General features: G+C 64.1%; 23 protein-coding genes. 12 read left to right on the top strand and 11 right to left on the bottom strand.

Going from position 1 to position 25874, the window contains the following annotated elements; all coding sequences use genetic code 11:
• Positions 1–63 precede the first annotated feature (63 nt).
• The 4 genes from CD932_RS01120 to CD932_RS01105 form a co-directional block, all read right to left on the bottom strand.
• Positions 64–1230, bottom strand: coding sequence for an ABC transporter substrate-binding protein (locus CD932_RS01120; protein WP_094441031.1), 1167 nt, complete (start codon positions 1228–1230; stop codon positions 64–66).
• A 75-nt stretch (positions 1231–1305) separates the two neighbouring features.
• Positions 1306–2862, bottom strand: coding sequence for a class I adenylate-forming enzyme family protein (locus tag CD932_RS01115; RefSeq protein WP_094443376.1), 1557 nt, complete (start codon positions 2860–2862; stop codon positions 1306–1308).
• 11 nt (positions 2863–2873) lie between these two features.
• A complete protein-coding gene (locus CD932_RS01110) occupies positions 2874–4028 on the bottom strand; it encodes an acyl-CoA dehydrogenase family protein (RefSeq protein WP_094441030.1) in 1155 nt (384 codons plus the stop codon).
• Positions 4029–4069: 41 nt separating this feature from the next.
• Positions 4070–4906 (bottom strand): IclR family transcriptional regulator, encoded by an 837-nt coding sequence (locus CD932_RS01105; RefSeq protein WP_254926416.1) that lies wholly within the window; start codon positions 4904–4906, stop codon positions 4070–4072.
• Positions 4907–5108: 202 nt separating this feature from the next.
• On the opposite strand from CD932_RS01105, the gene CD932_RS01100 reads away from it, so the two are divergent.
• Positions 5109–6737, top strand: a complete 1629-nt coding sequence (locus tag CD932_RS01100) for an S-layer protein (protein ID WP_369679798.1) — start codon at positions 5109–5111, stop codon at positions 6735–6737.
• On the opposite strand, the gene CD932_RS01095 is transcribed toward CD932_RS01100, so the two are convergent.
• The 3 genes from CD932_RS01095 to CD932_RS01085 are packed head-to-tail and all read right to left on the bottom strand — an operon-like array spanning position 6724 to position 9035.
• Positions 6724–8034 (bottom strand): right-handed parallel beta-helix repeat-containing protein, encoded by a 1311-nt coding sequence (locus CD932_RS01095; protein WP_094441029.1) that lies wholly within the window; start codon positions 8032–8034, stop codon positions 6724–6726. The genes CD932_RS01100 and CD932_RS01095 overlap by 14 nt on opposite strands.
• Positions 8035–8081: 47 nt before the next feature.
• Entirely contained in the window at positions 8082–8606 is a 525-nt protein-coding gene (locus CD932_RS01090; protein ID WP_094441028.1) for a hypothetical protein, read from the bottom strand.
• A gap of 24 nt (positions 8607–8630) precedes the next feature.
• Positions 8631–9035: a BON domain-containing protein gene (locus tag CD932_RS01085; protein WP_254926415.1), complete on the bottom strand. Its 405-nt coding sequence runs from the start codon at positions 9033–9035 to the stop codon at positions 8631–8633.
• 202 nt (positions 9036–9237) lie between these two features.
• Between CD932_RS01085 and CD932_RS01080 the strand changes: the two genes are divergently transcribed.
• From CD932_RS01080 to CD932_RS01065, 4 genes are all read left to right on the top strand, one after another.
• Positions 9238–10383 (top strand): dienelactone hydrolase family protein, encoded by a 1146-nt coding sequence (locus CD932_RS01080; protein WP_094441027.1) that lies wholly within the window; start codon positions 9238–9240, stop codon positions 10381–10383.
• Between the two features lie 162 nt (positions 10384–10545).
• Positions 10546–12078 carry an NYN domain-containing protein gene (locus CD932_RS01075; protein ID WP_094441026.1) on the top strand — a complete coding sequence of 511 codons (1533 nt, stop codon included), beginning with the start codon at positions 10546–10548 and terminating at the stop codon, positions 12076–12078.
• A gap of 25 nt (positions 12079–12103) precedes the next feature.
• Entirely contained in the window at positions 12104–12724 is a 621-nt protein-coding gene (locus tag CD932_RS01070; protein WP_094441025.1) for a hemolysin III family protein, read from the top strand.
• 81 nt (positions 12725–12805) lie between these two features.
• Positions 12806–13687 carry a LysR family transcriptional regulator gene (locus tag CD932_RS01065; protein WP_094441024.1) on the top strand — a complete coding sequence of 294 codons (882 nt, stop codon included), beginning with the start codon at positions 12806–12808 and terminating at the stop codon, positions 13685–13687.
• On the opposite strand, the gene CD932_RS01060 is transcribed toward CD932_RS01065, so the two are convergent.
• Together CD932_RS01060 and CD932_RS01055 are read right to left on the bottom strand one after the other, a co-directional pair.
• Positions 13684–16560 (bottom strand): EAL domain-containing protein, encoded by a 2877-nt coding sequence (locus CD932_RS01060; RefSeq protein ID WP_094441023.1) that lies wholly within the window; start codon positions 16558–16560, stop codon positions 13684–13686. The two genes, CD932_RS01065 and CD932_RS01060, sit on opposite strands and share 4 nt — an antisense overlap.
• 128 nt (positions 16561–16688) lie before the next feature.
• Entirely contained in the window at positions 16689–17456 is a 768-nt protein-coding gene (locus CD932_RS01055) for a transferase spermidine synthase (RefSeq protein ID WP_094441022.1), read from the bottom strand.
• Between the two features lie 151 nt (positions 17457–17607).
• Here CD932_RS01055 and CD932_RS01050 point away from each other — a divergent pair, with 151 nt between their 5' ends.
• The 7 genes from CD932_RS01050 to CD932_RS01020 all read left to right on the top strand — a co-directional run bounded on the left by CD932_RS01050 (position 17608) and on the right by CD932_RS01020 (position 24335).
• On the top strand, positions 17608–17883 hold the full coding sequence (locus CD932_RS01050) for a hypothetical protein (protein ID WP_094441021.1): 276 nt from the start codon (positions 17608–17610) through the stop codon (positions 17881–17883).
• Between the two features lie 31 nt (positions 17884–17914).
• The gene (locus CD932_RS01045) at positions 17915–19066 is read left to right on the top strand and encodes a GGDEF domain-containing protein (RefSeq protein ID WP_094441020.1); all 1152 of its coding nucleotides are present in this window, start codon (positions 17915–17917) and stop codon (positions 19064–19066) included.
• 87 nt (positions 19067–19153) lie between these two features.
• A complete protein-coding gene (locus tag CD932_RS01040) occupies positions 19154–20236 on the top strand; it encodes a calcium:proton antiporter (RefSeq protein ID WP_094441019.1) in 1083 nt (360 codons plus the stop codon).
• Positions 20237–20395: 159 nt separating this feature from the next.
• Positions 20396–21853, top strand: coding sequence for a Ppx/GppA phosphatase family protein (locus CD932_RS01035; protein WP_094441018.1), 1458 nt, complete (start codon positions 20396–20398; stop codon positions 21851–21853).
• Between the two features lie 70 nt (positions 21854–21923).
• The gene (locus CD932_RS01030; RefSeq protein WP_094441017.1) at positions 21924–22538 is read left to right on the top strand and encodes a hypothetical protein; all 615 of its coding nucleotides are present in this window, start codon (positions 21924–21926) and stop codon (positions 22536–22538) included.
• Between the two features lie 108 nt (positions 22539–22646).
• Positions 22647–23456, top strand: coding sequence for a formate dehydrogenase accessory sulfurtransferase FdhD (fdhD, locus tag CD932_RS01025; RefSeq protein ID WP_094441016.1), 810 nt, complete (start codon positions 22647–22649; stop codon positions 23454–23456).
• 117 nt (positions 23457–23573) lie between these two features.
• Complete coding sequence (locus tag CD932_RS01020) at positions 23574–24335, top strand: GNAT family N-acetyltransferase (protein WP_094443372.1); 762 nt, start codon at positions 23574–23576, stop codon at positions 24333–24335.
• Positions 24336–24507: 172 nt separating this feature from the next.
• Here the strand turns inward: CD932_RS01020 and CD932_RS01015 are convergent, their stop codons facing one another.
• Entirely contained in the window at positions 24508–24795 is a 288-nt protein-coding gene (locus CD932_RS01015; RefSeq protein WP_094441015.1) for a hypothetical protein, read from the bottom strand.
• A 173-nt stretch (positions 24796–24968) separates the two neighbouring features.
• A complete protein-coding gene (locus tag CD932_RS01010; protein ID WP_094441014.1) occupies positions 24969–25661 on the bottom strand; it encodes an ABC transporter ATP-binding protein in 693 nt (230 codons plus the stop codon).
• Positions 25662–25874 lie beyond the last annotated feature (213 nt).

Here is a 25874-nt window from a genome sequence, read left to right as displayed (position 1 = left end):
GATGGCCAGGCTGTCGTTTATCGGCGCGCGCCCGGAACCGGCGCGCGGGAGACTCAGTGCGCGCTACCAGGGCAGGGCCGGGTAGACCAGCTTGCCGGTGGCGTTTTCCTTCGGCCAGACGATCACCACTTTCTTGTCCTGGTGCTGGGCCATGCGGTGCACGAAGTTGAGGTTGTCGCCATTGGCGGCGAACTGCACCCGGCCGATCAGGGTTTCGCGGTCGGTCTTGCGCATTTCCTCGGCCACGCCGCCTTTCTTGAGCGTGCCCTTGTCGGCCGCGCGCGCGATCGCTTCGAACAGCAGCATCGACTGCACATAGCCGAACTGGCCCAGGTAATCCGGCTCCTTCTTGTACAACTGCTTGTAGGCGTCGCTGAAGGCCTTGCCGTCGGCCGTCTTGAATTCGGTCGGGAAGGGCAGGAGCGCCGTGCCGAACACGTTCGGCATCAGGTCGGGGAAGTCGGCCGCCATTTTTGGCGTGGCCAGCGACCACACGCCCACCATTGCCTTGATCTTCGGTTTCAACACGCGCGCGGCGCGGATGATGCCGACGTAGTCATTTTCATAGCCGACCATGGCCAGCACTTCCGATTTGTCCTGCAGCTTGATCTTGTTGATGATGGGCTTGAAGTCGGTAATGGCCGGATCGAACGAGTGGGTCGTCACTTTCACACCCTTGGCCAACAAGGCTTTTTCCACGTCCTTCGCCAGGCCGGTGGTGGCGTCCTTGGTCGAATAGACGATGGAGACCGACTTGGCGCCCACCTCCTGCAGCATGCCCAGCATGGCTTTTTCGTAGCCGGCCGTGTTATTGATGCGGAAAAAATTCTTGCGCCCGCTCGTCACCAGACTGTCGTCAACGCCGCCCGAGGTGATATACACCAGGCCCAGCTTGTTGGCCGTGTCCGAGGCGGGCGAGATATTGTTCGAGCCGTAGCCGCCGGTAATGGCCACCACGCCCTGGCTGGCCAGTTTTTCCACCGCAGCGATGGCTTTGGCCGGCGCCGATTCGTCGTCGACGGTCATGATTTTTACCGTGTGCTTGCCGTTGGTCTTGTTGAACACTTCGGCCGCGACCATGATGCCTTCCTGCATGCCGGCGCCGACCCGCGCCAGGTTGCCGGTCAGGGGGATTTCGGCGCCGACCAGGAATTCCTCGGCGCTGGCGGCGGACATCCAGGCGCCGGCAACCAGGGTGGCCAGGGCGATGCGTGTCAGTGTGCGTTTCATGTTTGTCTCCTCTGTTGTGCGTTTCAAGCTGCCCGCTGGTGTTTGATTGTCGGGCGTATTGGCTTTCAGTGCAAATCATTGCTGCTGCTGCTCCTGCCGCTGCTGCGCCATCTGCCGCAGCCGTCCTTTCAGGATCTTGCCGGTGGCCGCCGCCGGTAGCGCTTCCATCACGATAATGGCGGACGGGCATTTGTACGGCGACAAGGTCTGCGCCAGGTGAGCCTGCAAGGCTTCCAGGGTGGCCGGCTGGCGTGGATCGAGTTCCACGTAGGCCACCACATCTTCATTGCCATCGGCCGTGCCGCAGCCAACCACCGCTGACTGGATCACGGACGGGTGGGCGTTCAAGGCCGTCTCCACTTCCAGCGGATAGACATTGAAGCCGGAACGGATGATCAGTTCCTTGGTGCGCCCGACGATGAACAGCGCGCCATCGTCGCCCTGGCGCGCCATGTCGCCCGTATTGAGCCAGCCGCCGTCGCGCATGGTGGCGGCCGTCATTTCCGGCTCCTTGTAATAACCGGCCATCACGTTTGGCCCGCGTATCCACAGTTCGCCAGGCGCTCCGGCCGCCACGTCGCTGCCTTCGGCGTCGACGATGCGCGTTTCCACGCCGGGAATGGGCGCGCCGACCGAGTCGTCGTGGCGCGGCGAATCGAGGCGCGTCTGGCTGATGGTGGGCGAGCTTTCCGTCATGCCGTAGCCATTATGCAGCGCGGTGCCGAGCAGCAGCTCGACGTCGTGTTTGAGCGACGGCGCCAGCGGCGAGCCGCCCGCATAGGCAAAGCGCAAGCGCGTCGCCAGCGGCGTGGCCGCGCCGCCCAGGGTTTGCAGCAGCTTGGCGTACATGGCCGGCACGCCCTGCACGATGGTGATGCCGTCTTGCGTCAAGGCCGACAGCAGGCCCTCGACGGAAAAGCGCGGCACCAGCAACAGTGCAGCGCCCGCATACAGGGTGCCGAGCGCCACCGAGGCCAGGCCATACACATGCGAGATCGGCAGCACGCCATAGGCGCGGTCAAGCTGCGTCAGTCCGCGCAGTTTGCTCGAAACGGCGGCGATGAACAGCAGGTTGCGGTGCGTCAGCATCACGCCCTTGGGGTGGCCGGTGGTGCCGGTGGTGTAGATCAGTGCGGCCACCTGTTCATTGTCCGCTTGCGTCGCTTCGGCCACCGCTTCCTGGTTCAGGGGGCCGGCCAGCAGTTCGCCCATGCCGTCGATGGCCACCGCGATGCTGTCCACGCGCTGCGCATGGGCCGCCGTTTCCTGCGATGCGTGGTGCAGGTACAGCACCCGCCGCGCCGTCGAATGGGCAACGATGGTATCGATCTCGCGCGCCGACAGGCGCGCATTGACATTGACGATCCAGGCGTCGATGCGGGCGGCGGCGAAAATCAGGGCCACCTGCAGCGCGCAGTTTTCGCCGACCACCACCAGTCGGTCGCCGGCACGCACATCGAGCTCGCGCAGCCGCCGCGCGGCATCCTCGACGCTGTGCCGCAGCTGGGCGTAGCTCCAGTGGCGCGGGCCTTCGTGCAGCGCCGGTGCGTCGGGGGTGTCTGCGGCCCAGCGCTCGGGGATGTCCGACAGGCGCGCCGGCAAGCTGGCCAGCAGGGCGGGGATATCCTCCATCGCGGCGTCCTTCACTTTTGTGCTGCCTTGATCATGTTGCGGGCGATAACGATCTGCTGGATCTGCGTCGTGCCCTCGTAGATGCGGAACAGGCGCACGTCGCGGTAGAAGCGCTCGGCCGCGTATTCGGAAATATAGCCGGCGCCGCCGTGGATCTGCACCGAGCGGTCGGCCACCCGGCCACACATTTCGGAGGCGAACAGCTTGCAGCACGACGCCTCCGTCGAAATATCCTGCTTGTTGTCGCGCCGGCGCGCCGCGTCCAGCACCATGCTGCGCGCTGCATAAATTTCCGCCTTGCTGTCGGCCAGCATGGCCTGGATCAATTGAAATTCGGCGATCGGCTGGCCGAACTGCTGGCGCTGCATCGCATAGGCCAGGGCGTCGGCCAGCATGCGTTCGGCCGCGCCCACGCAGACGGCGGCGATATGCAAACGGCCCTTGTCGAGCACCTTCATGGCCGTCTTGAAGCCCACGCCTTCCTTGCCGCCGATAATGTTGGCCGCCGGCACGCGGCAGTTGTCAAAGATCACGTCGCAGGTATGCGCGCCTTGCTGGCCCATCTTCCTGTCGATCTTGCCCAGGGACAGGCCCGGCGTATCCTTTTCCACGATAAACGCGGAAATCGCCGAGGCACCACGTTTGGCCGGGTCGGTGCGCGCCATCACGGTGAAGATGCTGGCCTCGGGCGCATTGGTAATATAGCGCTTGCTGCCGTTGAGGATGTAAAAGTCGCCATCGCGCACGGCGCTGGTGCGCAGCGAGGCCGCATCGGAACCGGAGCCCGCTTCCGTCAGCGCGAACGAGCCGATGATCTCGCCGGCCGCCAGCTTGGGCAGATAATATTGTTTCTGTTCTTCCGTGCCGTCGATCACGATGCCCTGCGAACCGATGCCGTTGTTGGTGCCGATCAGCGAGCGGAAGGCAGGCGAGGTGTGGGCGATTTCAAAGGCGACGCGCACTTCCTCTTCCATGCTCAGTTGCAGGCCGCCGTAGGCTTCGGGGATCGACAGGCCGAACAGGCCCAGTTCGCGCATCTGCGCCACGATGGCCGGCGGGATGGTATCGGTTTCGGCCACCAGGTTTTCGTTCGGCACCAGCACTTCGCGCACGAAGCGGCTGATGCTGTCGAGCAAGATATTGAGGGTTTCTTCGTCGCGTATCATGGTGTCCTTCGAGGTTGAATAGCGGGCGCAGGGCGTGGAAATCAGCTGCGGCCCAGATTGGATTCGATTGTTTTCACCAGCGCCACCAGGCGCGGGCCCAGGTCCGATTCGAGCTGCTCGCGCGACAGCAAAAAGGCGGGGCCACCGCAATTGAAGGCCATTACCTGCCCGCCGTCCGCACCCGGCATGGGCACGCCCACGGCGTGGATATCGTTCTGCCATTCGCCGGCCGAGATGCAAAAACCGCGGTCCTGGTAATCCCTGAAGCCCTGTTCGACGCCGGCGCGGATGCGCGGCCAGCGTTCGGTGTCGTGCGTGCGCGCATGGTCCATCAGGTAGTCGCGTTCGGACTGCGGCAGGATGCACAGCAGGGCCTTGCCCATGGCCGTCGTCATCAGGGGGATGCGCGAACCGACGTCCAGGCGCAAGGTGACATTGGCGCTGCTGCGGCAGGTTTCCACATACACCATGCTGAGACGGTCGCGCGTGCCCATCGACACCGACGCCTGCGCATGCTCGGCCAGTTCTTCCATCAGCGGGCGCGCCATCTTGCGCACGTCCAGGTTCGACAGCATGCGGTAGCCCAGCGCCAGCACGCCGGCGCCCAGCTGGTACTTGCCCAACTGCTCGGAATAATTGAGGTAGCCCAGTTTCGTCAGCGTATAGGTCAGGCGCGAGATGGTCGGTTTCGGGATCGCCGTGCGCCTGGCCATGTCGGCGTTCGACAGGTGGATTTCGCCGGGACGAAAGCAGCGCAGCACTTCCAGGCCACGCGCCAGCGCGTTGACGAACTGGCGGTCCTTGCCCTCGTCCTCGTCGCTGAACACGACGATGTCGGGATCGCTTGCTGGCTGCAGGTTTTTCATCTTGGCGTTCATTTTGACTCGCTCCTGCAGACCAGTTTGCCTAGCCGGCTACACCGTGTCAATCGTTTTTTGGAACATTCGTTCGCATAGCGAAATGGTGCGGCGCACTAAAATGGTGCCGAATCTGGCCCGCAGGTGGTCACCATCGGTCGTCATCAGACGGTAACAGGAAGGTGCTATCGTGCCGGCACTCTCAACCCACCCCTTGGAAAACATGATGCCGCTTTACCCACGCCTGTCCCCGCGCTACCTGATGATCCCTGCCGCGATTGCCATCGGCATCGTTGCCGTTGCCTGCGGCGGCGACGATACCTTTGTCGTCCCGCCTGTCCCCCAAGGCCGCTGGATCGCCGGCGACCTGCATACCCATACCGCGCAGTCGGCCGACGCCGATGTCAGCCAGACCCTGGACAAGGTGCTGGGCAAGGCATTCACGACGTTCGGGCTGGACTGGATGGCTGTCTCCAATCACCTGCGCGTGTCGACCCGCGACGACAAGGGCAATCTGCTGGCTGCGCCGATACCGATGGCGACCGGCGTCGAACGCTACGAACTGCCGCGCCTGAACGCGCTGCAGGCGCCGGGCGCCGTCTACGCCGACAAGCTGATTTTCTCGGGCTTCGAATGGGATATGCCGACCCATGACCATATCGGCATCGGCATCTTCGACGGCGCCGACAAGCTGGCCGTCAGCACCCGTGGCGTGCGCGAATTCGAATATCTGTTTACCACGCGCGACGCCACCATGTTCGACAGCGCCGATATCGCGGCCTGGAAGGCCAAATATGGCGAGACGCGCTACAACAAGACCGGCGACGATGCGCTCAAGGCCATCAGCTGGCTCAAGGACAATTACCCGAACACCAGCTATGCGGTGATCAACCACCCGTCGCGCAACAAGGGCAGCTACACGGTGGAAGACTTCCGCCGCTTCAACGACATCGCGCCGAACATCGTGTTCGCCATCGAAGGCATGGTTGGCAACCAGATGGAGCCGGACCGTGGCGGCTATACTGCCGCTTACACGCCGGAGAACGCACCGCTGCGCGCCTATGGCGGCGTCGACTATGTGGTGGCCAGGGTGGGCGGCATATGGGACGCCTTGCTGGGCGAAGGACGCCGGGTATGGAACCTGACCGATTCCGACACCCACTTCAAGATCGTCGGCAACAACAGCAGCGGCTATTTCCCGGGCGAGTACGCAAAAAACTATGTGTTCAACAGCGCCACCGGTGCCGCCAACGCGAAAGACCTGCTGCAGGGCCTGCGTTCGGGCAAGATGTTTTCGGTCTATGGTGACCTGATCAACGCGCTCGACTTCAACCTGGCAGGCAGCAAGGAACGCAAGGAAATGGGCGGCGAGCTCCAGGTGGTCAGTGGCGAGAAGGTGACCATTACCATCAGGTTCAAAAGTCCGGCGAAAAACAACTACGAAAAGCCGGTCGACAGCGGCATGACGGCCAGCGTCAAGCCGGTGGTCGACCATATCGACCTGATTGCCGGCGATGTGGGCGCCAAGGCCGCGCAGGGTACAAAGGCGTATGCGGTGGCGACCAACGTCTCGACCCGCGTGGTCAAGCGCTTCACCAGCGCCGACTGGAAGCTGGGCACGGACGGCTATTACACCATCAGCTATGACACCGTCGCTTCAAAAAACCAGTACTACCGCCTGCGCGGCACCAACCTGGGACTGGACGTGGCCGGCCTGACCCAGGGCGGCGAACCGCTGGCCGACCAGCGCACCGCCGGCGCCGACAATACCCAGCGCTTCAACGACATCAACGACCGCAACTACCGCAGCCTGTGGTTCTATTCGAATCCGGTGTTCGTCACGGTGCGCTGAACGCTCCCAGATCCGGCGCCGTGCCCTTGAATGGCAGGCCGACATCGACGCCCTGGCCGATCAAGGCACTGCTGCTGCGCAAGTGATAGCTGCGCAGCAGCGGCAGGCTGCCGTCGGCCTGGCGCGGCGCATCCCAGCCGGTGGCGGAGATGTCGTCGAAATCGCTGTCGCTCACCGGCGCCGGCAAGGTCCATGAATTGTGCGCCATGTCCAGGCCATCGGCATGGACGATCAGGCGGCCCTTGTAGGCGAGGTTGTTGCGCAGATTGCCGGCACTGATGCTGGAGCCGTCGGGCGCGATGCCGAGCATGTCGAAGTTGCTGCCGTTGCCAAACGCAGTATTGTTAAAGAAGTCGATCGCCAGCGGATGGTGGTTGGCATAGAAGCCTGCCGCCTTGTTCAGAAAAGCCACCGAAAAGCGCACCGTGTGCTTGACGCCGTTCGGCACATACACGCCGCCATAGCCGCCGGCCTTGATGCCGTTGCCATTGCCGGCCGCCAGCGGCGTGGTGGTGCCGGGCAGATAGCCTTGCCGCCAGGCCCAGGACGATTCGATGGTGACGGGCGAATAGGCGTTGATCAGGTCGAAGCCGTCATCGCTGTTGGCCCAGGCGCGGCAGCCGCGAAACACATTGCCCGGCTGGTTCGCCTTCACATGGGCGCCGAAGCCGTCGGCGCTTTGTCCGGCCCCATTCGAGGTGTACGGGTCATAGTTGTGGTGCGAGTCGCTGTTGAGCACCAGGTTATGGCTGCCGTTCTGGATGAACAGGCCCGGTCCCATATTGTGATGCAGGTCGAGCTGCTCGAACCTGTCGTGGCTGCCGTTGATCCACACGCCCCATGATTCGTGATTGAGGCGATTTTGCGGCTGCTGCGGCGCGCCCGTGATTTCCAGCCCCTTCAGGTGTACCCAGCTGGCCTTGACGGTCAAACCCTTGACCCGGCAATCGTCTTTCATGGCGCTGAAGTCGAATACGGGCTTTTCGCCCGGATACGCCCAGTAGCGTATCGGCCGGCCGGCACTGCCGCTCTTGTCGATCAGGATGGCGTCGACCACCGCAGTACGGCTGGCGCACGTGTTGACGCCGGCCGTGATGGCGTAGCGGCCGCCACGAAAATACACGGTGTCGCCCGGGCGCGCCTGCGACTGCGCATGCATCAGCGTGGCCCAGGGCGCCGCCTGATTGCCGGCGGCCTGGTCGTCGCCTTGCGGCGCCACGTAAAAATCGGCGGCCTGCGCCACCGATGGAGCGAGGCTGGCGCAAACCAGCGACAAGGCGGCAAGGTATTGGTTCATGCCGCCTATTCTAGACTGCGCAAGCCGGCCCTGGCGCCGGCTTGCGCTCAGCCTGGTGCGTGCGATTCGGAGGTCGACTTGATGTCATGCGCATTGGCGCGTTCGAAAATTTCCTTGACGACCTTGATCTGGTCCGACGATTCGGTGTGCACCGAGATCAGGATATTGCCGTTGCGGACCTTGTCGTCGTACTGCTTGGCTTCCAGTTCCGGAATGCCCATGCCGACCAGGCCGCCGACGATCCCGCCAGCTGCGCCGCCGATGGCCGCGCCACCGAGCGCTGCCATGATCGGACCGGCCGCGATGAAGGGACCGACACCGGGAATCGCCAGCGAGCCGATGCCCACCAGCCAGCCCAGCACGGCGCCGGTGCCCATGCCGGCGACGCCGCCGGTGGCCGCGCCTTCGGGCATCTTGGTGTTCTGCTCATGGGCGAAATCACGGGTGCCGGTCTTGTCCGGGAACAGCACCGAGATGTCGTTGTTCGAAAAGCCGGCGTCCTTCAGCGAGTTGACAATGACTTCGGCCTGGGTGTGTTCCTGGGCGATGCAGTAAACGGCGTTCTTGCTCATGGTAGATCTCCTTGATGGGTTTGCTTAGTTGGTCTTGATGTCGAGTTTGTTGGCTATGCTGTTCACGCCGGCCAGCGGCTTGATCAGTTCTTCAACTTTGGTTTTTTCCTCGGCCGATTTGACCGGGCCGCGCAGGGTGACCACGCCGTTTTTCACGAGGATTTTCACGTTATGGGCGGTGGTGGACAGCGACTCGTCCTTGACCACGGCCTTGCGCGCTTCGGCCAGCAGGGTGCGGTCGCTCCTGGCGTTCGACTGCTTCTGCGGCGTCTGGCTGGCAGTACCCTTGTCGCGTGCGTTCATGTCCGAGTTGTCGGCGGCAGGGCTGGCTACGCCAGGCTTGCCTTGATCGTTGGCATGCGTCGCCGTTTGCGCGGTGGCCATCGAGGCGCTGCACGCCAATGCCAGGGTCAGGCTGATAAGTTTCATTGCATTTCGCATTCCATGCTCCTTGTAAGTACCGGCGGTTGTGGTGCCGAGAACTTCAGCATAGAACAGACAAGATTGACACGGTGTTAAGTACTTCACCTTGCGGCGAAGTAAATGGCTGCCGCAAAAAAAGTTGCCGGTGATAATTTTTTTATATTGCTTTGAGTAATCTCTGGACTAGACTCGACGCAACCGTTGGTCCATGGAGTCCCTCATTTTTCCGCCTGCCCGCCGCCTGACGCTTTCTTTTCTGCTGAGCCTGCCCCTGTTCGCCCACGCGCTGCCCTTGCCGCTCGAGGCGCGTCTGCGCGAAGAAATCATCATGCTGCCGTCCGGCGACGGCGGCCGCGAGCGGCTGGAAACGACCATCTTCCGGCCACCCGGCCCCGGGCCGTTCCCGCTGCTGCTGATGAATCACGGCAAGCAGCCCGGGCCGGCACGGCAACAGCCGCGCGAACGCTTTATTTATATGGCGACCGAATTCGTGCGCCGAGGCTACGCCGTGATGCTGCCGATGCGCGCCGGCTATGCCGGCTCGACGGGCGCCTACCGCGACCATGGCTGCGACATGGCCGCCAATGCCGCCGGCCAGGCGCGCGACGTGGGCGATGCGCTGGCCTATGCGCGGCGCCAGAGCTGGGTCGACGCCAGCCGCATCGTCCTCGCCGGCCAGTCGTATGGCGCCCTGGCGGCGCTGTCGCTGGCCACGCAGGTGCTGCCCGGCGTGCGCGGCGTGCTCAATTTCGCCGGCGGCCTGCGCCTCGATGACGGCGTGTGCGACTGGCAGGCAGCGCTGGGCCAGGCCTTTGCCGCCCTGGGTGCGGCCAGCCGGGTGCCCGGCTTGTGGCTGTATGGCCAGAACGATGGCTATTTCGCGCCGCCGCTGGTGCGCCGCCTGCATCAGGCTTATACGGCGGCCGGCGGCCAGGCCGAGCTGCTCGCCTACGGCGCCTTCAAGCGCGACGCGCACCTGACCCTGGGCAGCCGCGACGGCGTGGCCGTCTGGCTGGTGCCCACCGAGCGCTTCCTGCGCCGCATCGGCATGCCCGCCGCGCCGGTGGTGGCGTTGCCCGAACGCCTGGACCTGCCGGCCACGCGGTTTGCCAGCCGCGCCGATATCGGCGCCGTGCCCTACCTGGCCGACGGTGGCCGCGCCGCCTACCGCGCCTTTCTCGGCAAGCTGCAGCCGCGCGCGTTTGCGGTCTCGTCCAGCGGCGCCTGGGGCTGGGCCGAGGAGGGCGAAAGCCCGGAGGTGCGCGCGCTGGACGCGTGCCAGCAGGGCAGCAGCGCGCCCTGTCATTTGTATCTGGTCGATGACCAGGTGGTGTGGCCGGCGGGCGGCCAGTAGGGGCGCGTACGACAAGAGTACGATAAGAGTTCGTGAAAACGGGGGCGGGCGAATATACTATGGGAAATAACGGGTGGCATCAGCCGCCCAGGCAGGCCTGCTGCGACTGCCCGCTTCGGTATAATCGGGGCAGGCCAACCCATTACTTGAGAACAAATTCCTATGGCGTCATCCCCAGAAAACCTCAGCATGGCCGTGTTTTGCGACTTTGAAAACGTCGCGCTCGGCGTGCGCGATGCAAACTACGAAAAATTCGACATCAAACCCATCCTCGAGCGCCTGCTGCTCAAGGGCAGCATCGTGGTCAAGAAGGCCTATTGCGACTGGGACCGCTACAAAAGCTTCAAAGGCACCATGCATGAAGCGAACTTCGAGCTGATCGAGATCCCCCATGTGCGCCAGTCCGGCAAGAATTCGGCCGACATCCGCCTGGTGGTCGATGCGCTCGACCTGTGCTACACCAAGGCCCATGTGAACACTTTCGTCATCATCAGCGGCGACTCCGACTTCTCGCCGCTGGTATCGAAACTGCGCGAAAACGCCAAGCAGGTGATCGGCGTCGGTGTCAAGCAGTCGACCTCCGACCTGCTGGTGGCCAACTGCGACGAATTCATTTTTTACGACGACCTGGTACGCGAAAGCCGCCGCACGGCCGCCAAGCGCGGCGACGCGCGCGATGAGCGCGACACGCCGGCGCCGAAGCGCTCGCCCGACGAAGAAGTGCGCCGCAAGGAAAAATACGAGTCGCGCAAGACCGAGGCGATCGAGATGGCCGTCGCGACCTTCGATGCGCTGGTGTCCGAACGCGGCGACAGCGGCAAGATCTGGGCCTCGATGCTGAAAGAGGCGATCAAGCGCCGCAAGCCCGATTTCAGCGAATCGTTCTACGGTTTCCGCACCTTCGGCAACCTGCTGGAAGAAGCCCAGGCGCGCGGCCTGCTGGAGTTTGGCCGCGATGAAAAATCGGGCGCCTATGTCTACCGCAGCAGCAGCCAGGTGGCCGCCGCCGCGCCGGTTGCGGCCAATGCCGACACCGCCAGCGACAGTGTGACAACAGAAGTTGTCGTCGCGGCGGAAGAGAACAACCGCGAGAATGGCAACCCCGGCAACCCCGGCAACCCCGGCAACCCCGGCAACCGCCGCGACTCGCGCCGCAATGGCCGGGGCGGGCGCAAGCAGAATGACAATCGTCGCAATGACACCGCGCCGCAGGCCTTTGTGCCGGTGGCCGAGACCGAGGTGGAAACGCCGCTCGCCGTCATTGAAGCGGCCGAGGAAGCACCGGTCGTCATCGACTTTGTACCCGAGACCGTCACTGAAGAGAACAACGCCAAGCGTGGCTCGCGCCGCAATGGCCGTGGTGGCCGCAACAACCGCGACGCGCGCGCTGCGGTGGTGGAGGTGGTCGACGCTGCGCCGGTGGCGGAATTGGTGCCGGAGCCGGAGCCGGTCGTCGAGCCTGTGAGCGAAACGCCTGCGGAAGTCCAACCGAAGGCAAAGCGCACACCGGCCCGCAAGGCGGCTGCTGCCAAGAAGCCGGCCAAGGCGGCCGTCGAGGTGGTGGTCGAAGCCGAACCGGTGGCCGAGGCGGCGCCACCAGCGCCACCAGCGCCAGTGGTGGCAGAGCAGCCAGCCAAGGCACCGCGCAAGACGCCAGCGCGTCGTCCTGCGCGCAAGAAGGCTGAAGAAGCTTGATCGTCTGCGCAAGCTCGTCCTGAGCATGTACCCCGGCGAACGCTTCAACAGCATCTCCCACGTGGTCGGCGCCGTGCTGGCCGCCATCGGCGGCGTGGTGCTGATCGTGGTGGCGGCGCTCACTGGGGATGTCTGGAAAATCGTCAGCTGCGGCGTGTATGCGGCCATGCTGCTGACCTTGTATCTGACTTCCTCCCTGTATCACAGCGTGCGCAGTCCCAGGGTCAAGGCGGTATTGCAGCGCCTCGACCATTGCGCCATCTATCTGCTGATAGCAGGTACTTACACTCCCTTCATGCTGGTGACCCTGCGCGGACCGTGGGGCTGGTCGCTGTTTGGCGTGGTGTGGGCTCTGGCCGTGATCGGTATCGTGCAGGAATACCTGTACGCCAGGGGTGCGCGCATCCTGTCGCTGGTGATCTATGTGCTGATGGGCTGGCTGATCGTGATCGGCTTGAAGCCCTTGCTGGCGGCGCTCGAGTGGAACGGCTTTCTGTGGCTGGCCGCTGGCGGCGTGTGCTACACGGGCGGCATCGGATTTTACGCCACCGACCACAAGCTGCGCCATGGCCACGGCATCTGGCATCTGTTCGTGCTGGCCGGCAGCATCTGCCATTTTGTCGCCATTTTGTTCTACGTTGCCTGACGTCGAGGGTGAGCCTGGCGCCCTGCCTGACTATTGCCAACAATCTATTATAATGCCCTGATTTGTGAAACAAGGGCAACAATGGACATCCACTCGGACGACCTGAAAATCTTCGTCACCGTGATCGACAGCGGGACCCTGAGTGCCGCCGCGGTGCATCTGGGGCAAACCACCTCGGGCGTGAGCCGTGCCTTGTCGCGGCTGGAAGACAAGCTGGCCACTTCTTTGCTCACGCGCACCACACGGCGCATGGAACTGACGGAAGAAGGGCAGTTGTTCCTGGCGCGCGCGCGCGCCATCCTGGCGTCGATGGAAGAGGTGGAAGAAGCGATCCGCATCCGCCGCCAGAAGCCTGCCGGGCGCTTGTGCGTCGATGCGGCCTCGCCCTTCATGCTGCACTGCGTGGTGCCGCACGTGGCCGAGTTTCGCGCCATGTACCCCGAGATCCGGCTCGAACTGACCAGCAACGACCAGATCGCCGACCTGCTGGAACACCGCACCGATATCGCCATCCGCATCGGCGCGCTGGCCGACTCCACCCTGCATGCGCGCGCCTTGAGTTCCAGCCCGCTGCATTTGCTGGCCACGCCGGCCTACCTGGCGCGCCATGGCGCACCGAGCACGCCGGAAGACCTGGCCCATCACGCGCTGCTGGGCTTTGCCCAGTATGACCTGGGCAATCACTGGCCGTTGCGCCACGAAGCCGGCAACAGCCTGCAGATCGTGCCGGCGCTGGCCGCCTCCAGCGGCGAAACCTTGCGCCACTTGGCGCTGCGCGACCAGGGCATCGTCTGCCTGTCGGACTTCATGACGAAGGGCGACATCGCCGCCGGGCGGCTGGTCAAGGTGCTGCAGCCGTTTTATACCGGCTACCGCCAGCAGATCCACGCCGTCTATTACCGCAACACGCAGCTGGCGCAGCGCATCAGCTGCTTCCTGGAGTTTTTGCAGCAGAAGCTCTAGCGCTCCACGCACGCCGCGCCGCGCAGCAGCAGTTCCACCTCGTGCGCCGGCAGCGGGTGGCTGAAGTAAAAGCCTTGTGCTTCGTCGCAGCCGTGGCGGCGCAGGTAGTCCAGTTGCTCGGCCGTCTCCACGCCTTCGGCCACCACGCGCAGCTTCAGGTTGTGCGCCAGCGCGATGATCGACACCACGATGGCGGCGTCATCAAGGTCGCTGGCGACGTCGCCGACAAAGCTGCGGTCGATCTTCAGCACGTCGATCGGGAAGGTGCGCAGGTAGGCGAAGCTGGAGTAGCCGGTGCCGAAGTCGTCGATCGACAACTGCACTCCCAGCGCCTTCATGTCGTGCAGCTGGCCCACCGCCAGCGCCACGTCGTGCATGAACAGGCTTTCCGTCAGTTCCAGTTCCAGGCAGCCCGGCGCCAGGCCCGTTTCGGCCAGCACGCCGGCGATCAGGGCCACCAGGTTGGGCTCGTTGAACTGGCGCGCCGACAGGTTCACCGCCAGGCGCAGTTGCCCGAGGCCGGCCGCATGCCAGGCTTGCATCTGCGCGCAGGCCTGGCGCAAGACCCAGGCGCCGATCGGCACGATCAGGCCGGTGTCCTCGGCCAGCGCGATAAAGCGGTTGGGCGCCACCATGCCCAGCTCCGGATGGCGCCAGCGCAGCAGCGCTTCGACGCCGACGATGCGCCCGCTCTCCAGGTCCAGCTGCGGCTGGTAGTACAGCACGAACTGGTCGCGCTCGAGCGCGTTGCGCAGCGCCGTTTCGATGCGCAGCCGCTCCAGCGTGGCCTGGTTCATCGCCTTGGTATAGAACTTGATGTTGTTGCGGCCCTGTTTCTTGGCGCTGTACATGGCGATGTCGGCCTGCTCGATCAGATTTTGCGTCTCGCCGCTGAGGGTCATATCGCCGGGCGCGTCGAACTGCGTGGTGTCGTAGACGGCGACGCCGATGCTGCAGGTAACAAAGAATTCCTTGCCATCGAGCAACATCGGCTGCGCCACGGCATCCATGATGCGCTGCACCACCGCCTGGCTCAGCACTTCACCGGGCTGCTCGCACAGGATGGCGACGAATTCGTCGCCCGACAGGCGCGCCACGGTGTCGCTGTCGCGCAGGCTGGCCTGCAGGCGCGCGGCGATGGTTTTCAACAGCAGGTCGCCGGCCTTGTGACCGAGGCTGTCGTTGACGAACTTGAAGCGGTCCAGGTCGATCAGCAGCACCCACAGCGCGCGGTGCTTGCGGCGCGTCAGCGCCATCGCCTGCGCCAGCCGGTCGCGCAGCAAGCCGCGGTTGGGCAGGCCCGTCAACACGTCATGGTGGGCGATATGCTGGATCTGCTGCTCGGCCAGCTTGCGCTCGGTAATTTCGGAACCGGTGCCGCGATAGCCCTTGAAGTCGCCCTGGTCATCGAACAACGGTTCGCCATTGATGCTGAACCAGCGCAGCTTGCCGTCGCGGTCTTCCATCGCGTATTCGAGATGGAAGAAGGGCAGGTGGGCCTGCAGGTTGGCGATATGCTGCAGGCCCCAGCGCGCATTGCGCATCTCGGCGTTGTGCTCCCAGCGCGTGGCGCCGATAAAGCGCTCGAGCGGCATATTCGATTTGTCGGCAAAGCCGCTGGTGATATGGGTGAAGCGGAAGTTCGCATCCTGTTCCCAGTACCAGTCCGAGGACAGGGCCAGCAGGCGGCGAAAGCGATTTTCGCTTTCCTGCAGCGCCCGTTCGGTACGCTGGCGCGCGCGCACGTCTTCGCTGAGCAGCTCGTTGCTGCGTTTGAGGGCGACCGTGCGCTGCTCGACCAGCAGTTGCACGCGGCGCGAGCGCTGCGTCAGCGATTGCACGAAGGCGGCCGTCAGCAGGCTGAACAACAGGCCCGCGAGCAGGGTGAATAATGAGCCCAGGTGGTCGGCCATGAAGGGGCGCGGATGGGCCGCCACGCGCACGTGCCAGGAGCGGCCGGCGGCGGCAAAGCCGCTGTCGTAGTGGTTGTGGTAAGCAAAATGCAGCCGGCGCGGAAGGATAGGCCAGAGCGCGGCCGGGTCTTCTTCGGCCACCGCGCCGTGCTGGAAGATGCGCTTGGCGGCTTCGGCGGCGGCGCCCGCGTACACGCTGATTTCGAGCTGCGGGTCGGCCAGCAGTTCGGCGCCGGACAGGATTTTTTGTACCAGTTCGCTGGCGCGGATGACGGCGGCTGTGTCGCCGATCAGGGCTGCGCGGCGCTGCGCGACGGTAGCGAGCGGCACCCCGTGACGGTACACGGGGCGCAGGATGACGAAGCCCTTTTCCGGCCCCTGAGCCAGGTTCAGCAGGCCTGTCGCCACCGTCAGGTTGCCCGTCACCGCCTGCTCGAGCGCGTCGGCCAGCAGGCCGTCGGGGCGCACGTTCAGGCCAAAGGCGGGCAGGTTGCCCTGCATCGGTTCGAGGTAATCGACCACCAGGTAGGCGGCACGCCTTGGCGCTTCCAGCATCGCGCCGTCATGCATCTCGAGCATGCGGTAGCCGGGCACGATGGCGCGCAATTGGGCCTCCAGCGCGGCGCGCTCGCCGTGCGTCACGCGGCGGTGGAAATTGAAGGCCTGGATAAAGGGATGGCGCTGCAGCAGCGGCGTGGTGAAGTCGTGGAACTGCTGGCGGGTGACGGGCACGATGGCCGAAAACAGCTGGTTGGTGATGGTCAGCACTTCGACCGCGTCGTCCAGGCCCTGCTCGATGGCGGCCACGCGCGCGCCGGCGCGCTGTTGCAGGCTCAGGCTCATCTTGTCGTACTCGAGCTGGCTGATGGCGGCAAACAGCACGATGGTGACCGACAGGCCGCAGGCAAACGTCAGTGCGGCCGCAGCGGAAATGGAATAGGGCAGACGGCCACGCAGCATGGAAAGAAGTCTCGTTCAGGATGACCATGACCCATGGAGACAGCGGGCCGGCAGAGCCGGTAGTGTGTCATAAACGCTGTCTGGCGTGCTGATTTTGCAGCTGTGCGGTGCCATTCTGCAACAGAGTTTCAGTCCGGCAGCCGCTGGCGCCGCCGCAGGCGCCACAGCTGCCAGGACGGCAGCAGCCGGTTCAGGAAGCCCAGCCCGAACAGGGCGCGCCAGCGTACCAGCGCTACCATGCGCACGGCACGGCCCGGCTGCGTGGGTTCCGGCTTGGCGGCAAAGATGATGCGGTTGTTGCCGGCGATGCCGTCGAAACTGCAGACACTGCCGCGAAAGGTCAGCATCAGGCGGCCCAGCATGGCCGCATAGTGCGGGTCGTAGTTGAACAGGTTGGCCACCAGCACGCCGCCCGGCACCAGCGCGCGCAGGCAGTCGGCATAGAAGCGCGCGCTGCCCAGCGCCGGCGGCAGGCCGCTGGCGTCGAAGCCGTCGAGCAGCAGTACGTCGGCGCTGCCAGGGTGCTGGCGGATATAGCTGACGGCGTCGGTCTCGATGATGCGCAGGCGCGCGTCGTCGGGCGGTACCATGAATTGGTCGCGCAGCGCGATCACGTCGGCGCGCAGCTCGAGCACCGTGATGCGCGCCCCGGGCAGGTGGCGGTGGCAGAATTTCAGCAGCGAGCCGCCGCCCAGGCCGACCATCAGGATATGCCGCGGGCGCGGCACGAACAGGGTAAAGCACATCATGGCGCGCGCATAGCGCAGCAGCAGGTGGTCGGGGCGCGACAGCAGCATTTCGCTCTGGATCATGCCGGGACAAAACTCCAGCCGGCGCCGGTCGCCGTCGGTATGCACGAGGGGAGGGTGGTTGGTGGCCTGTGCGTCGATGGGCATGAGTGAACGGGTGGAAAGGATGCCAGGTTTTGTTGCATTCAAAGAAATCTGATAAGCTTCCGACAGCATACTCGATTTATCATCCCCATAGGGCCGCGGCGCTCTGGCCCACGGCCGCGCAGCCGCACCATCGGGCACCATGGAGACAAACATGTTTTTGGATCACCCCACCATTACGGCCACCAACAGTTTTACCGAACCTGACCGCATCGAGCGGCTCACGCGCGTCTACGGTTATGCCGCAGCCATGGCCGACCAGGCCGGCAACGCACAGTTCATCGAAAAAGTGGCGCAGATCCACGACCACAAGGGTACCTTGATCGTGTTCTGGTACGACGCGCCGACGGAAGAGGAAAAGCATTATTTCGTGCAGGCCTGGGCCAGCAAGGTGGGCGATGGCAGCACCAATGTCGAACACGAGATCTGAGTTGGCGCGCAGCGACCGGCGGGCATAAGCGATGGATATCAAGACCCTGGTACTGGCGCTCGCGCTGGGCAACCTGAGCCTGTGCGCGGCGCTGTTCTTCTTTGAATACGAGCGCAAGAAATCGTTCGCCATGTCGACCTGGGCGCTGGCCAAGCAGTGCCAGGCGGTGGCCTGGTGCCTGCTGTACCTGCGTGGCGTGGTGCCCGACTTTTTCGCCATTTTGCTGGGCAACAGCCTGCTGTTTGCCGGCATGGCGCTCGACGCCGGCGCCTTGTGGCAGGCAGCGGGCAAGAGCGGCTGGCGCCACCGTTTGCTGCCGGCGCTGGGCGTGGCCGTGCTGCTTTTCGCGCTGTGCTATATCTTCGAGGTGGCGCCGCTGCTGCGCAGCGCGGGCGGCTCGCTGATCGTCGCCGGCTTCTTCCTGTCCGGCGTGGCCGCCCTGTCGCTGAAGTGGCGCGAAGCGAGCATGTTGCGCCGCTTCCTGGCCGTCGCCATGGGCGTGCTGTCGCTGCTGATCGGCGCGCGCGGCGTGCTGGCCGCCTTCGTGCCCGATTTCGACGCGCAACGGATGCAGCTGGCCGGCTTTGGCGCACTGTACCTGATGATGCTGACCAACGCCTTCGGCTATCTGCTGCTGACGCGCGAAAAACTCGGTGGCGAGCTGGCGCGCCTGGAAGTGGTCGATCCTGCCACGGGCGTGCCGAACCGGCGCGGCTTTTACCAGGCGCTGGCGCCGTGGATGGCGCTGGCGCGCCGGCCCGGCCTGCCCACCGCGCTGGTGGTGCTCAATGTCGACGATTTCAAGCGCGTCAACGACAGCTACGGCCATCCGGTCGGCGACGCGGTGCTCAAAAGCGTGGTCGATATCTGCCGCCAGCAGCTGCGCGACAGCGACCTGATGGGTCGCCTGGGCGGCGCCGAATTCGCCGTCTTGCTGCCGCGCACCAGCCTGGTCGACGCGTTGATGGTGGCCGAACGCATCCGCACCGCCGTCGCCGCCTTGCCCGTCAAGACCGAAAAAGCCGTGCTGAACCTGACGGCCAGCCTGGGCGTGACGACCATCCGCGCCGAAGACAGCACGGTGGCGCTGTTCAAGCGCGCCGACGAGGCGCTGCAGGCGGCCAAGGAGGCGGGGCGCAACCGCGTGATGGCGGCGCCGGAGACCGCCACACTGGACATATAAGCTCTAACTTATATTTAAGCCAAGCAAGTTATGATGCGAAAGACCTTGTCTTTCGCATGCATTTTCCCACTCTTGCCAGGCCTTATCATGAAAAGTCTCACTTCCCTGCCCGTATGGCCACTGGCCGCCCCGATCGCCGGCTGGCTGTTGCTGGGCGGCGCCAGCTTCGGTTTCGGCGGCGCCTACCAGATCCTGCTGGTGCTTGGCCTGATCGCCAGCGTGCTGGCCGCCGTCTACCACGCCGAAGTGGTGGCGCACCGCATCGGCGAGCCGTACGGCACGCTGGTGCTGGCGCTGGCCGTGACCCTGATCGAGGTGGCGCTGATCGTCTCGCTGATGCTCGCCGGCGGGCCGGAGACGACGGGCCTGGCGCGCGACACCGTGTTCGCCGCCATCATGATCATTTTGAACGGCATCGTCGGCATCTGCCTGCTGCTGGGCGCCGGGCGCCACAGGGAGCAGACCTTTGGCCTCCTGGGCGTGAGCGCTTCGCTGGCCACCCTGGCGGCAATCGCCATTCTGACCCTGGTGCTGCCGAACTATACGTCGAGCGCGGCCGGACCGTTCTACACGTCCAGCCAGCTGATCTTCATCGCCGTCATTTCGCTGGTCCTGTACGGCACGTTCGTGCTGGTGCAGACGGTGCGCCACCGCGATTACTTTTTGCCCAAGGAGGCCGTTGGCGACGAAGAAGTGCATGCCGAGCCGCCCACGCCGACGGTGGCCTGGATCAGCGCCATCGCGCTGCTGGTATGCCTGGGCGCCGTGGTGCTGCTGGCCAAGTCGCTGGCGCCCGCGCTGGAGACGGCGATTGCCGCCATGGGCGCGCCAAAGACCCTGGTCGGCATCGTGATCGCCGCCATCGTGCTGCTGCCGGAAGGCCTGGCGGCCGTGCGCGCGGCGCGCGCCAATCGTCTTCAAACGAGTTTGAACCTGGCGCTGGGTTCGGCCCTGGCCAGCATCGGCCTGACGATTCCGGCGGTGGTAGTGGTGTCGCTGGCGACCGGCCTGACGATCACCCTGGGGCTGGACGTCAAGTCGACCGTGCTGCTGCTGCTGTCGCTGATGGTGGCCACCCTGTCGCTGGGCACGGGCCGCACCACGGTGATGCAGGGCACGGTGCACCTGGTGATCTTTGCGGTCTACCTTTTCACCACCATCGTGCCGTAAAAACCGGGCCTTGCCTGTCACGATCCTGTCATGCCCCTGTCATATCATGGCGGTAGTGTGGTAGGATTTTTAAATCGTTTAAATGATTTATATAATTTCCCTGCCAGGCAGGCCTGTTTCGGTCCGGCCGGCGGGGCAGTGACCAGACAAGAGGCCAGTATGTATGCAGCAGTGGACCTGGGGTCCAACAGTTTTCGTTTACACGTCGGCAAGCATGACGGCGACACCATCCGCGTCATCAAGAGCGTGCGCGACCCGATCCGCCTGGCCGCCGGCCTGGACGCCCATGGCGACCTGACCGATGCGGCCATGCAGGGCGCGCTGGCCTGCCTGCAGCGCTTTCGCACGGTGCTCCAGGGCTACCAGCTCGAGGCGGTGCGCGTGGTGGCCACTTCGGCCATGCGCGTGGCGCGCAACGGCGCCGTGTTTCTGCCGCTGGCCGAACAGGCCATCGGCTACCCGATCGAGATCATCTCGGGCGAGGAAGAGGGGCGCCTGATCTACATGGGGGTGGCCAATTCGCTGGCGATACCCGGCGAGCGGCGCCTGGTGATGGATATCGGCGGCGGCTCGACCGAACTGATACTGGGCCGTGGCCAGGACGTGGAGCGGGTCGAATCGTTCAGCCTGGGCACCGTCAAGCAGAGCCTGTCGTTCTTTATCGGCGGGCGCATCGACGCGCCGTCGTTCGAGGCGGCGATTCTGTCGGCGCGCAGCCATTTCGAGGATGGCGCGCCGCCCTATATGCCGCAGCACTGGAAGACCGCCTACGGTTCTTCGGGCACCATCCGCACGATCGCCGACATCATCTCGCGCAACAAGCTGGGCGACGGCCTGCTGAGCGCTGTCAGTCTCGACGCGCTGGCGCGCCGCTTCATCGAACTCGGTCATACCAGCAAGATCGACCTGCCCGGCTTGCGGCCCGACCGCGCCGGCACCATCGTCGGCGGCCTGGCGATCCTGATCGGCCTGTTCCGCGAACTGGCCATTCCCGTGATGACGCCGATCGAGGCGGGCCTGCGCATGGGCGTGATGTGGGACCTGTTCCTGCGCTCGACCAAGCGCGACCGCCGCGAGCAGTCGGTGCGGGCCTGCATGGAAAAATTTCATGTCGACCAGCGCCGCGCGCAGCGCGTGGCCGAACAGGCGCTGGCGCTGTACGCGCAACTGAAACCGACTTCCGAGGCGCTGGTCAAGCCGCTGCGCTGGGCCAGCCTGCTGCACGAGACGGGCATGGTGGTGTCGCAAACCGGTTATCACAAGCATGCGGCCTACATCATCGAAAACGCCGACCTGCCCGGTTTTACCACGCGCGAACAGAAGACCATGAGCCGGCTGATCCTGGTGCAGAAGGGTAACCTGCGCAAGATCGACGACGTGCTGGCCGACCCCGACTTTACCAAGGCGGTGCTGGCGCTGCGCCTGTCGATTCTGCTGATGCACGCACGCATCGAGGCCGATTTCAGCGAATTGCGTTTGCGCATGAAAAGCCGCATCGACCTCGATATCAAGCGCGGCTGGGTGGCGCATCATCCGACAGTGTCGTTCTGGATCGAAAAGGAGCAGGAGTTCTGGGATGAAGTGGGCGTCGATTTCACCATCCGCGCCAGCGCCTGATGATTTTTGACGAGCAAAAATTCTAAAAACCGTATATATTGTTTATATTCTTTATTTGATTGGATAAGACATGACCAAAACCGCGCCAGCAAAAAAGCCCGTCGCCGCTCCCGCCTCGATGTTCCCGACCAGCGAATCGATCAAGGCGGCAGTCGCCGTTGACGCCGCGCCTGCAACCGCTACCGCCACCAAGCCTGCGGTGAAAGCGCCGGCCAAGCCGCGCGCCAAGCCGGCGGCGCCAGTTGCCGCAGCCAAGCCTGTCGCCGCCAAGCCGGCTGCGGCCAAGGCCGCAGTAGTTGCCAAGCCGGTTGCCAAGCCAGCCGCCAAGCCAGCCGCCAAGCCGGCGCCAGCCGCCGCAAAACCGGCGGCCAAAGCTGCGGCCAAGGCCGCCGTGAAGCCAGCGGCCGCGAAAAAAGCGCCCGCCGCCAAGACCGCCGCCACCGCCGCCGTCAAGGAAAAGGCCCGCAAGCCGAAACTGGTGCGCGACAGCTTCACCATGCCGGAAGCCGAGTATGAAGTGCTGGGCCAGGTGAAAAAAGCCTGCCTGAAAGCCGGCTTCGAGATCAAGAAAAGCGAATTGCTGCGTATCGGCGTGGCCCTGATCAGCCAGATCGACCTGGCGACCCTGCAAAACGTGCTGGCCGGCCTGCCGCAGCTCAAAACGGGACGTCCAAAGAAGGACTGAGGCAGGCACTGACTGCTGGCTTTCTGCCGGCGCGGCGATTCTGGTTTACCATGGGGGCTGTATTGAAACCCCATGGCAGCCATGTCCGCAGACACTGAAACATCCGCAATGACCGAAACCGAACGCGCCGGCTTCGTCGAGCGCGCCATCGTGCGCCATCGCGGCGACAGCCGCACCTGCGCCATCGACCATGTCGCCGAGGAGATCCCGGTCGCGCTGGTCTTCAACGGCATTTCCCACGTGGTCATGATGGCCACCCCGCGCGACCTCGAAGCGTTCGCTTACGGCTTTGCGCTGACCGAAGGCGTGGTGGCGTCTGCCGCCGCCATTTTCGACTGCGAAGTATGGTTGCGTCCTGACTCCGCCGAGGTGGCGATGATTATCGCCCAGGAGGATTTCATGCGCCTGAAAGACCGGCGCCGCGCGCTGACCGGGCGCACCGGCTGCGGCGTGTGCGGCATCGACAGCCTGGAGTTGCTCGACCTGCGGCCGCAAGCGCTGCCGCCGTCGGTGATCAAGGTCGACCTGCCGCAGGCGCTGGCGAAGGCGGCCGCCGGCCTGCGCGCGCACCAGGCGCTGATGGACGCCACCGGCGGCGTGCACGCGGCCGCTTGGTGCACGCCGCAGGGCGAGATCGTGCACGTGTTCGAGGATATCGGCCGCCACAACGGTCTCGACAAGCTGATCGGCCACCTGGCCCTGCAAGGCGCGGACCTGCGGCGCGGTTTCGTGTTTCTGTCGAGCCGGGGCAGCTACGAGCTGGCGCGCAAGGCGGCGCGCATGCGCATTCCGCTGCTGGCGACCATCTCCGCCCCCAGCTCGCTGGCGATTCAGATCGCCACCGAGGCCGGCATGAAACTGGTCGGCTTCTGCCGCCAGGACGCTTTTGTTGATTACACGCCACACATCTTGCTGTAGCCATCTTGCTGTTGCCATAGGGGTTTGACTTGCGTCATGGAAATGACATTGCGCTGTCATTTTCCTGACATATTAGGCAAGTACGCTGGGGTCGTCTTGTTCACCAGGGATGACACCATGCAAAACATAATCGCTACAAACGACGCCAAGTCACGGCCGGTACAATTGGTACTGAGCCAGGCAAGCACGCCCGAAGAGCTGCGCGAAGTACAGCGCCTGCGCTACAAGGTCTTTATCGAAACCATGGGCTTGAGCTCGCTGGCCAATGCCGACGGCCTCGACAGCGATGAGTTCGACGCCCATTGCGATCACCTGATCGTGCGCGACGCCGACACCCTGAAAGTGGTGGGCACCTACCGCGTGCTGAGCGCGTCAAAAGCCGGCAAACTGGGGCGCCTGTATTCCGAGAACGAATTCGACCTGAGCCGCTTGAATCATCTGCGCGGACGCATGGTCGAGGCAGGGCGTGCCTGCATCCATCCCAAGTACCGTGGCGGCAGCGTGATCATGCTGCTGTGGTCGGGCCTGGCCGAATACATGCGCCGCGAGCGCTGCGATTACCTGGTCGGTTGCGCCAGCATCAGCCTGGCCGACGGCGGCCACAATGCAGTGGCCGTGTACCAGGCGCTGGCGGCAAAGCACCTGGCGCCGTCCGAGTACCGCGTCACGCCGCACCTGCCTTTTCCCATCCATCAGGTGGAAGCGGCGCAGAAGCCTCAGGTGCCGCCGCTGATCAAGGGTTATCTGCGTTCAGGCGCGTGGATTTGCGGCGAACCGGCCTGGGATCCTGATTTCGAGAGTGCCGACATGTTCATGATGATGCCGCTGGCGAATCTGGACGAGCGCTATGCGCGTCATTACGGGGTGAAGCCGGTCTGATGACGTGATGGGATAGGGCGAGGAAAAACCTGGTGGCAGAAACAGACAGCATGGTTTGGGCTGTGCTTCCGTGATGTTGCCAGTGTTGCTCCGTGCGGAGCGGACTGCGAACCGTGATGGCCGGATTGGGCGGCGCCATGAGCGCGGGCCAGGCCAGGCAGGAGCATGAAGATCAGTGGGTTGCGGTCGAGGACAGTTCTTTCAGGTCGCGGATCGAGAGTTCCGATTTCTCATGCATGCGCAACAAAATCGTCGCGCCCACGGCCAGTTTGCCGTGGCGTATCTTGCTGATGATGGGCGGCTGCACTTCCAGCACGCGGCACAATTCCGCATCATTTTTCAAATTGAGCTTTTCGATCAGGGTGTCGAGCAGCTTGTTGGGTACGAAGCTCGATGGTTCCAGCGCACGCGCCCGGTTCATCGCTTCGATCATTTCCAACTTCTTTTGCCGAACGTTCATATACTCCTCCTTCAGGCCAGGGTAGGGACGGCGCCGTTTCCGGTGCCGCGGTGGTTGCTATCGTAATATTGTATTACTGCCATGGATGAACATATTATTAACCAACATTGGCACCAAGGCAATTATATAGATAATACTACGATAACAAATTTTGTGAAAGATGGTCAGCAAAATTAACTAAATGTTTCGTCCATTTGTGGGGATGTTGTTGTATTTTGTAATCCATTGCGTGTCAGTATCATGGTCCGGTCCGCCATTTCGGCGGCCGCCAGCGAATGCGTGACCATGATGGCGCAGCTGCCATTGGCCTTGATCTCGGCGCGCAGCAGTTGCAAGATGCCGTGCGCGGTTTCCGGGTCCAGATTGCCGGTCGGTTCGTCGGCCAGCACCAGCGCCGGTTTGTGCACGAGGGCGCGCGCGATCGCCACGCGCTGCATCTCGCCGCCCGACAACTGCTGTGGAAAGTCGCCGCCACGCCCGCCCAGTCCCACCGCATCGAGCATGGTGGCCGCGCGTTCTTGCGGCAAGCCGTTGAGCAGCAGCGGCAGCGCCACGTTTTGCAGCAACGTCAGGTGCGGCAGCACATGAAATGCCTGGAAGATGAAACCCATGCGGGCACGGCGCAAGCGTGTCGCGGCGGTGTCGTCAAGGCTGGACATGGCGATGCCATCGATCAGTATCGGTTGCGATTCGGCGCCGGCGTCGGGCGTGTCGAGGCCGGCGATCAGGTTGAGCAGGGTCGACTTGCCGACGCCGGAGTCGCCCATGATGGCAATGAACTCGCCCGCCTGGAAGCGGCACGACAGATTGGCCAGCACCGGGCGCGCGTTGGCATAGGACTTGGACAGATGGCGTAATTCGAGCATGATAGTGGCGATCTAAAAAGTGCGGCGCGCGGGGAAGAGGGGCGCCTGGGAGAAGCATTGAAGCGCGGCGGATTGGTGGGCCGGCAATGTGGAGTATACGACAGGCTTGTCCCTTTTGCTTGCACAACTGCGTTTACGCAACAAATCTCGCAGTCGATTGAGGGGATGGTAAAAAAAAGCGTGGAAAGCGTAAGTGAACTGGCGTACGGCTGG

Source organism: Janthinobacterium sp. PC23-8 (genome assembly GCF_002250505.1).
Classification (GTDB): domain Bacteria; phylum Pseudomonadota; class Gammaproteobacteria; order Burkholderiales; family Burkholderiaceae_D; genus Janthinobacterium.
This window is presented reverse-complemented; position numbering and strand designations above follow the sequence as displayed.

Bases quoted from the DNA above. Each gene is read 5' to 3' on its own strand.
- CD932_RS01100 (WP_369679798.1), top strand. From the start codon at position 5,109: ATGATGCCGCTTTACCCACGCCTGTCCCCGCGCTACCTGATGATCCCT.
- CD932_RS01095 (WP_094441029.1), bottom strand. From the start codon at position 8,034: ATGAACCAATACCTTGCCGCCTTGTCGCTGGTTTGCGCCAGCCTCGCT.
- fdhD (WP_094441016.1), top strand. From the start codon at position 22,647: ATGACCGAAACCGAACGCGCCGGCTTCGTCGAGCGCGCCATCGTGCGC.
- CD932_RS01010 (WP_094441014.1), bottom strand. From the start codon at position 25,661: ATGCTCGAATTACGCCATCTGTCCAAGTCCTATGCCAACGCGCGCCCG.
- CD932_RS01060 (WP_094441023.1), bottom strand. From the start codon at position 16,560: ATGCTGCGTGGCCGTCTGCCCTATTCCATTTCCGCTGCGGCCGCACTG.
- CD932_RS01055 (WP_094441022.1), bottom strand. From the start codon at position 17,456: ATGCCCATCGACGCACAGGCCACCAACCACCCTCCCCTCGTGCATACC.
- CD932_RS01050 (WP_094441021.1), top strand. From the start codon at position 17,608: ATGTTTTTGGATCACCCCACCATTACGGCCACCAACAGTTTTACCGAA.
- CD932_RS01080 (WP_094441027.1), top strand. From the start codon at position 9,238: ATGGAGTCCCTCATTTTTCCGCCTGCCCGCCGCCTGACGCTTTCTTTT.
- CD932_RS01110 (WP_094441030.1), bottom strand. From the start codon at position 4,028: ATGATACGCGACGAAGAAACCCTCAATATCTTGCTCGACAGCATCAGC.
- CD932_RS01075 (WP_094441026.1), top strand. From the start codon at position 10,546: ATGGCGTCATCCCCAGAAAACCTCAGCATGGCCGTGTTTTGCGACTTT.
- CD932_RS01015 (WP_094441015.1), bottom strand. From the start codon at position 24,795: ATGAACGTTCGGCAAAAGAAGTTGGAAATGATCGAAGCGATGAACCGG.
- CD932_RS01035 (WP_094441018.1), top strand. From the start codon at position 20,396: ATGTATGCAGCAGTGGACCTGGGGTCCAACAGTTTTCGTTTACACGTC.
- CD932_RS01045 (WP_094441020.1), top strand. From the start codon at position 17,915: ATGGATATCAAGACCCTGGTACTGGCGCTCGCGCTGGGCAACCTGAGC.
- CD932_RS01030 (WP_094441017.1), top strand. From the start codon at position 21,924: ATGACCAAAACCGCGCCAGCAAAAAAGCCCGTCGCCGCTCCCGCCTCG.
- CD932_RS01090 (WP_094441028.1), bottom strand. From the start codon at position 8,606: ATGAGCAAGAACGCCGTTTACTGCATCGCCCAGGAACACACCCAGGCC.
- CD932_RS01040 (WP_094441019.1), top strand. From the start codon at position 19,154: ATGAAAAGTCTCACTTCCCTGCCCGTATGGCCACTGGCCGCCCCGATC.
- CD932_RS01115 (WP_094443376.1), bottom strand. From the start codon at position 2,862: ATGGAGGATATCCCCGCCCTGCTGGCCAGCTTGCCGGCGCGCCTGTCG.
- CD932_RS01070 (WP_094441025.1), top strand. From the start codon at position 12,104: ATGTACCCCGGCGAACGCTTCAACAGCATCTCCCACGTGGTCGGCGCC.
- CD932_RS01020 (WP_094443372.1), top strand. From the start codon at position 23,574: ATGCAAAACATAATCGCTACAAACGACGCCAAGTCACGGCCGGTACAA.
- CD932_RS01065 (WP_094441024.1), top strand. From the start codon at position 12,806: ATGGACATCCACTCGGACGACCTGAAAATCTTCGTCACCGTGATCGAC.
- CD932_RS01085 (WP_254926415.1), bottom strand. From the start codon at position 9,035: ATGAAACTTATCAGCCTGACCCTGGCATTGGCGTGCAGCGCCTCGATG.
- CD932_RS01105 (WP_254926416.1), bottom strand. From the start codon at position 4,906: ATGAACGCCAAGATGAAAAACCTGCAGCCAGCAAGCGATCCCGACATC.
- CD932_RS01120 (WP_094441031.1), bottom strand. From the start codon at position 1,230: ATGAAACGCACACTGACACGCATCGCCCTGGCCACCCTGGTTGCCGGC.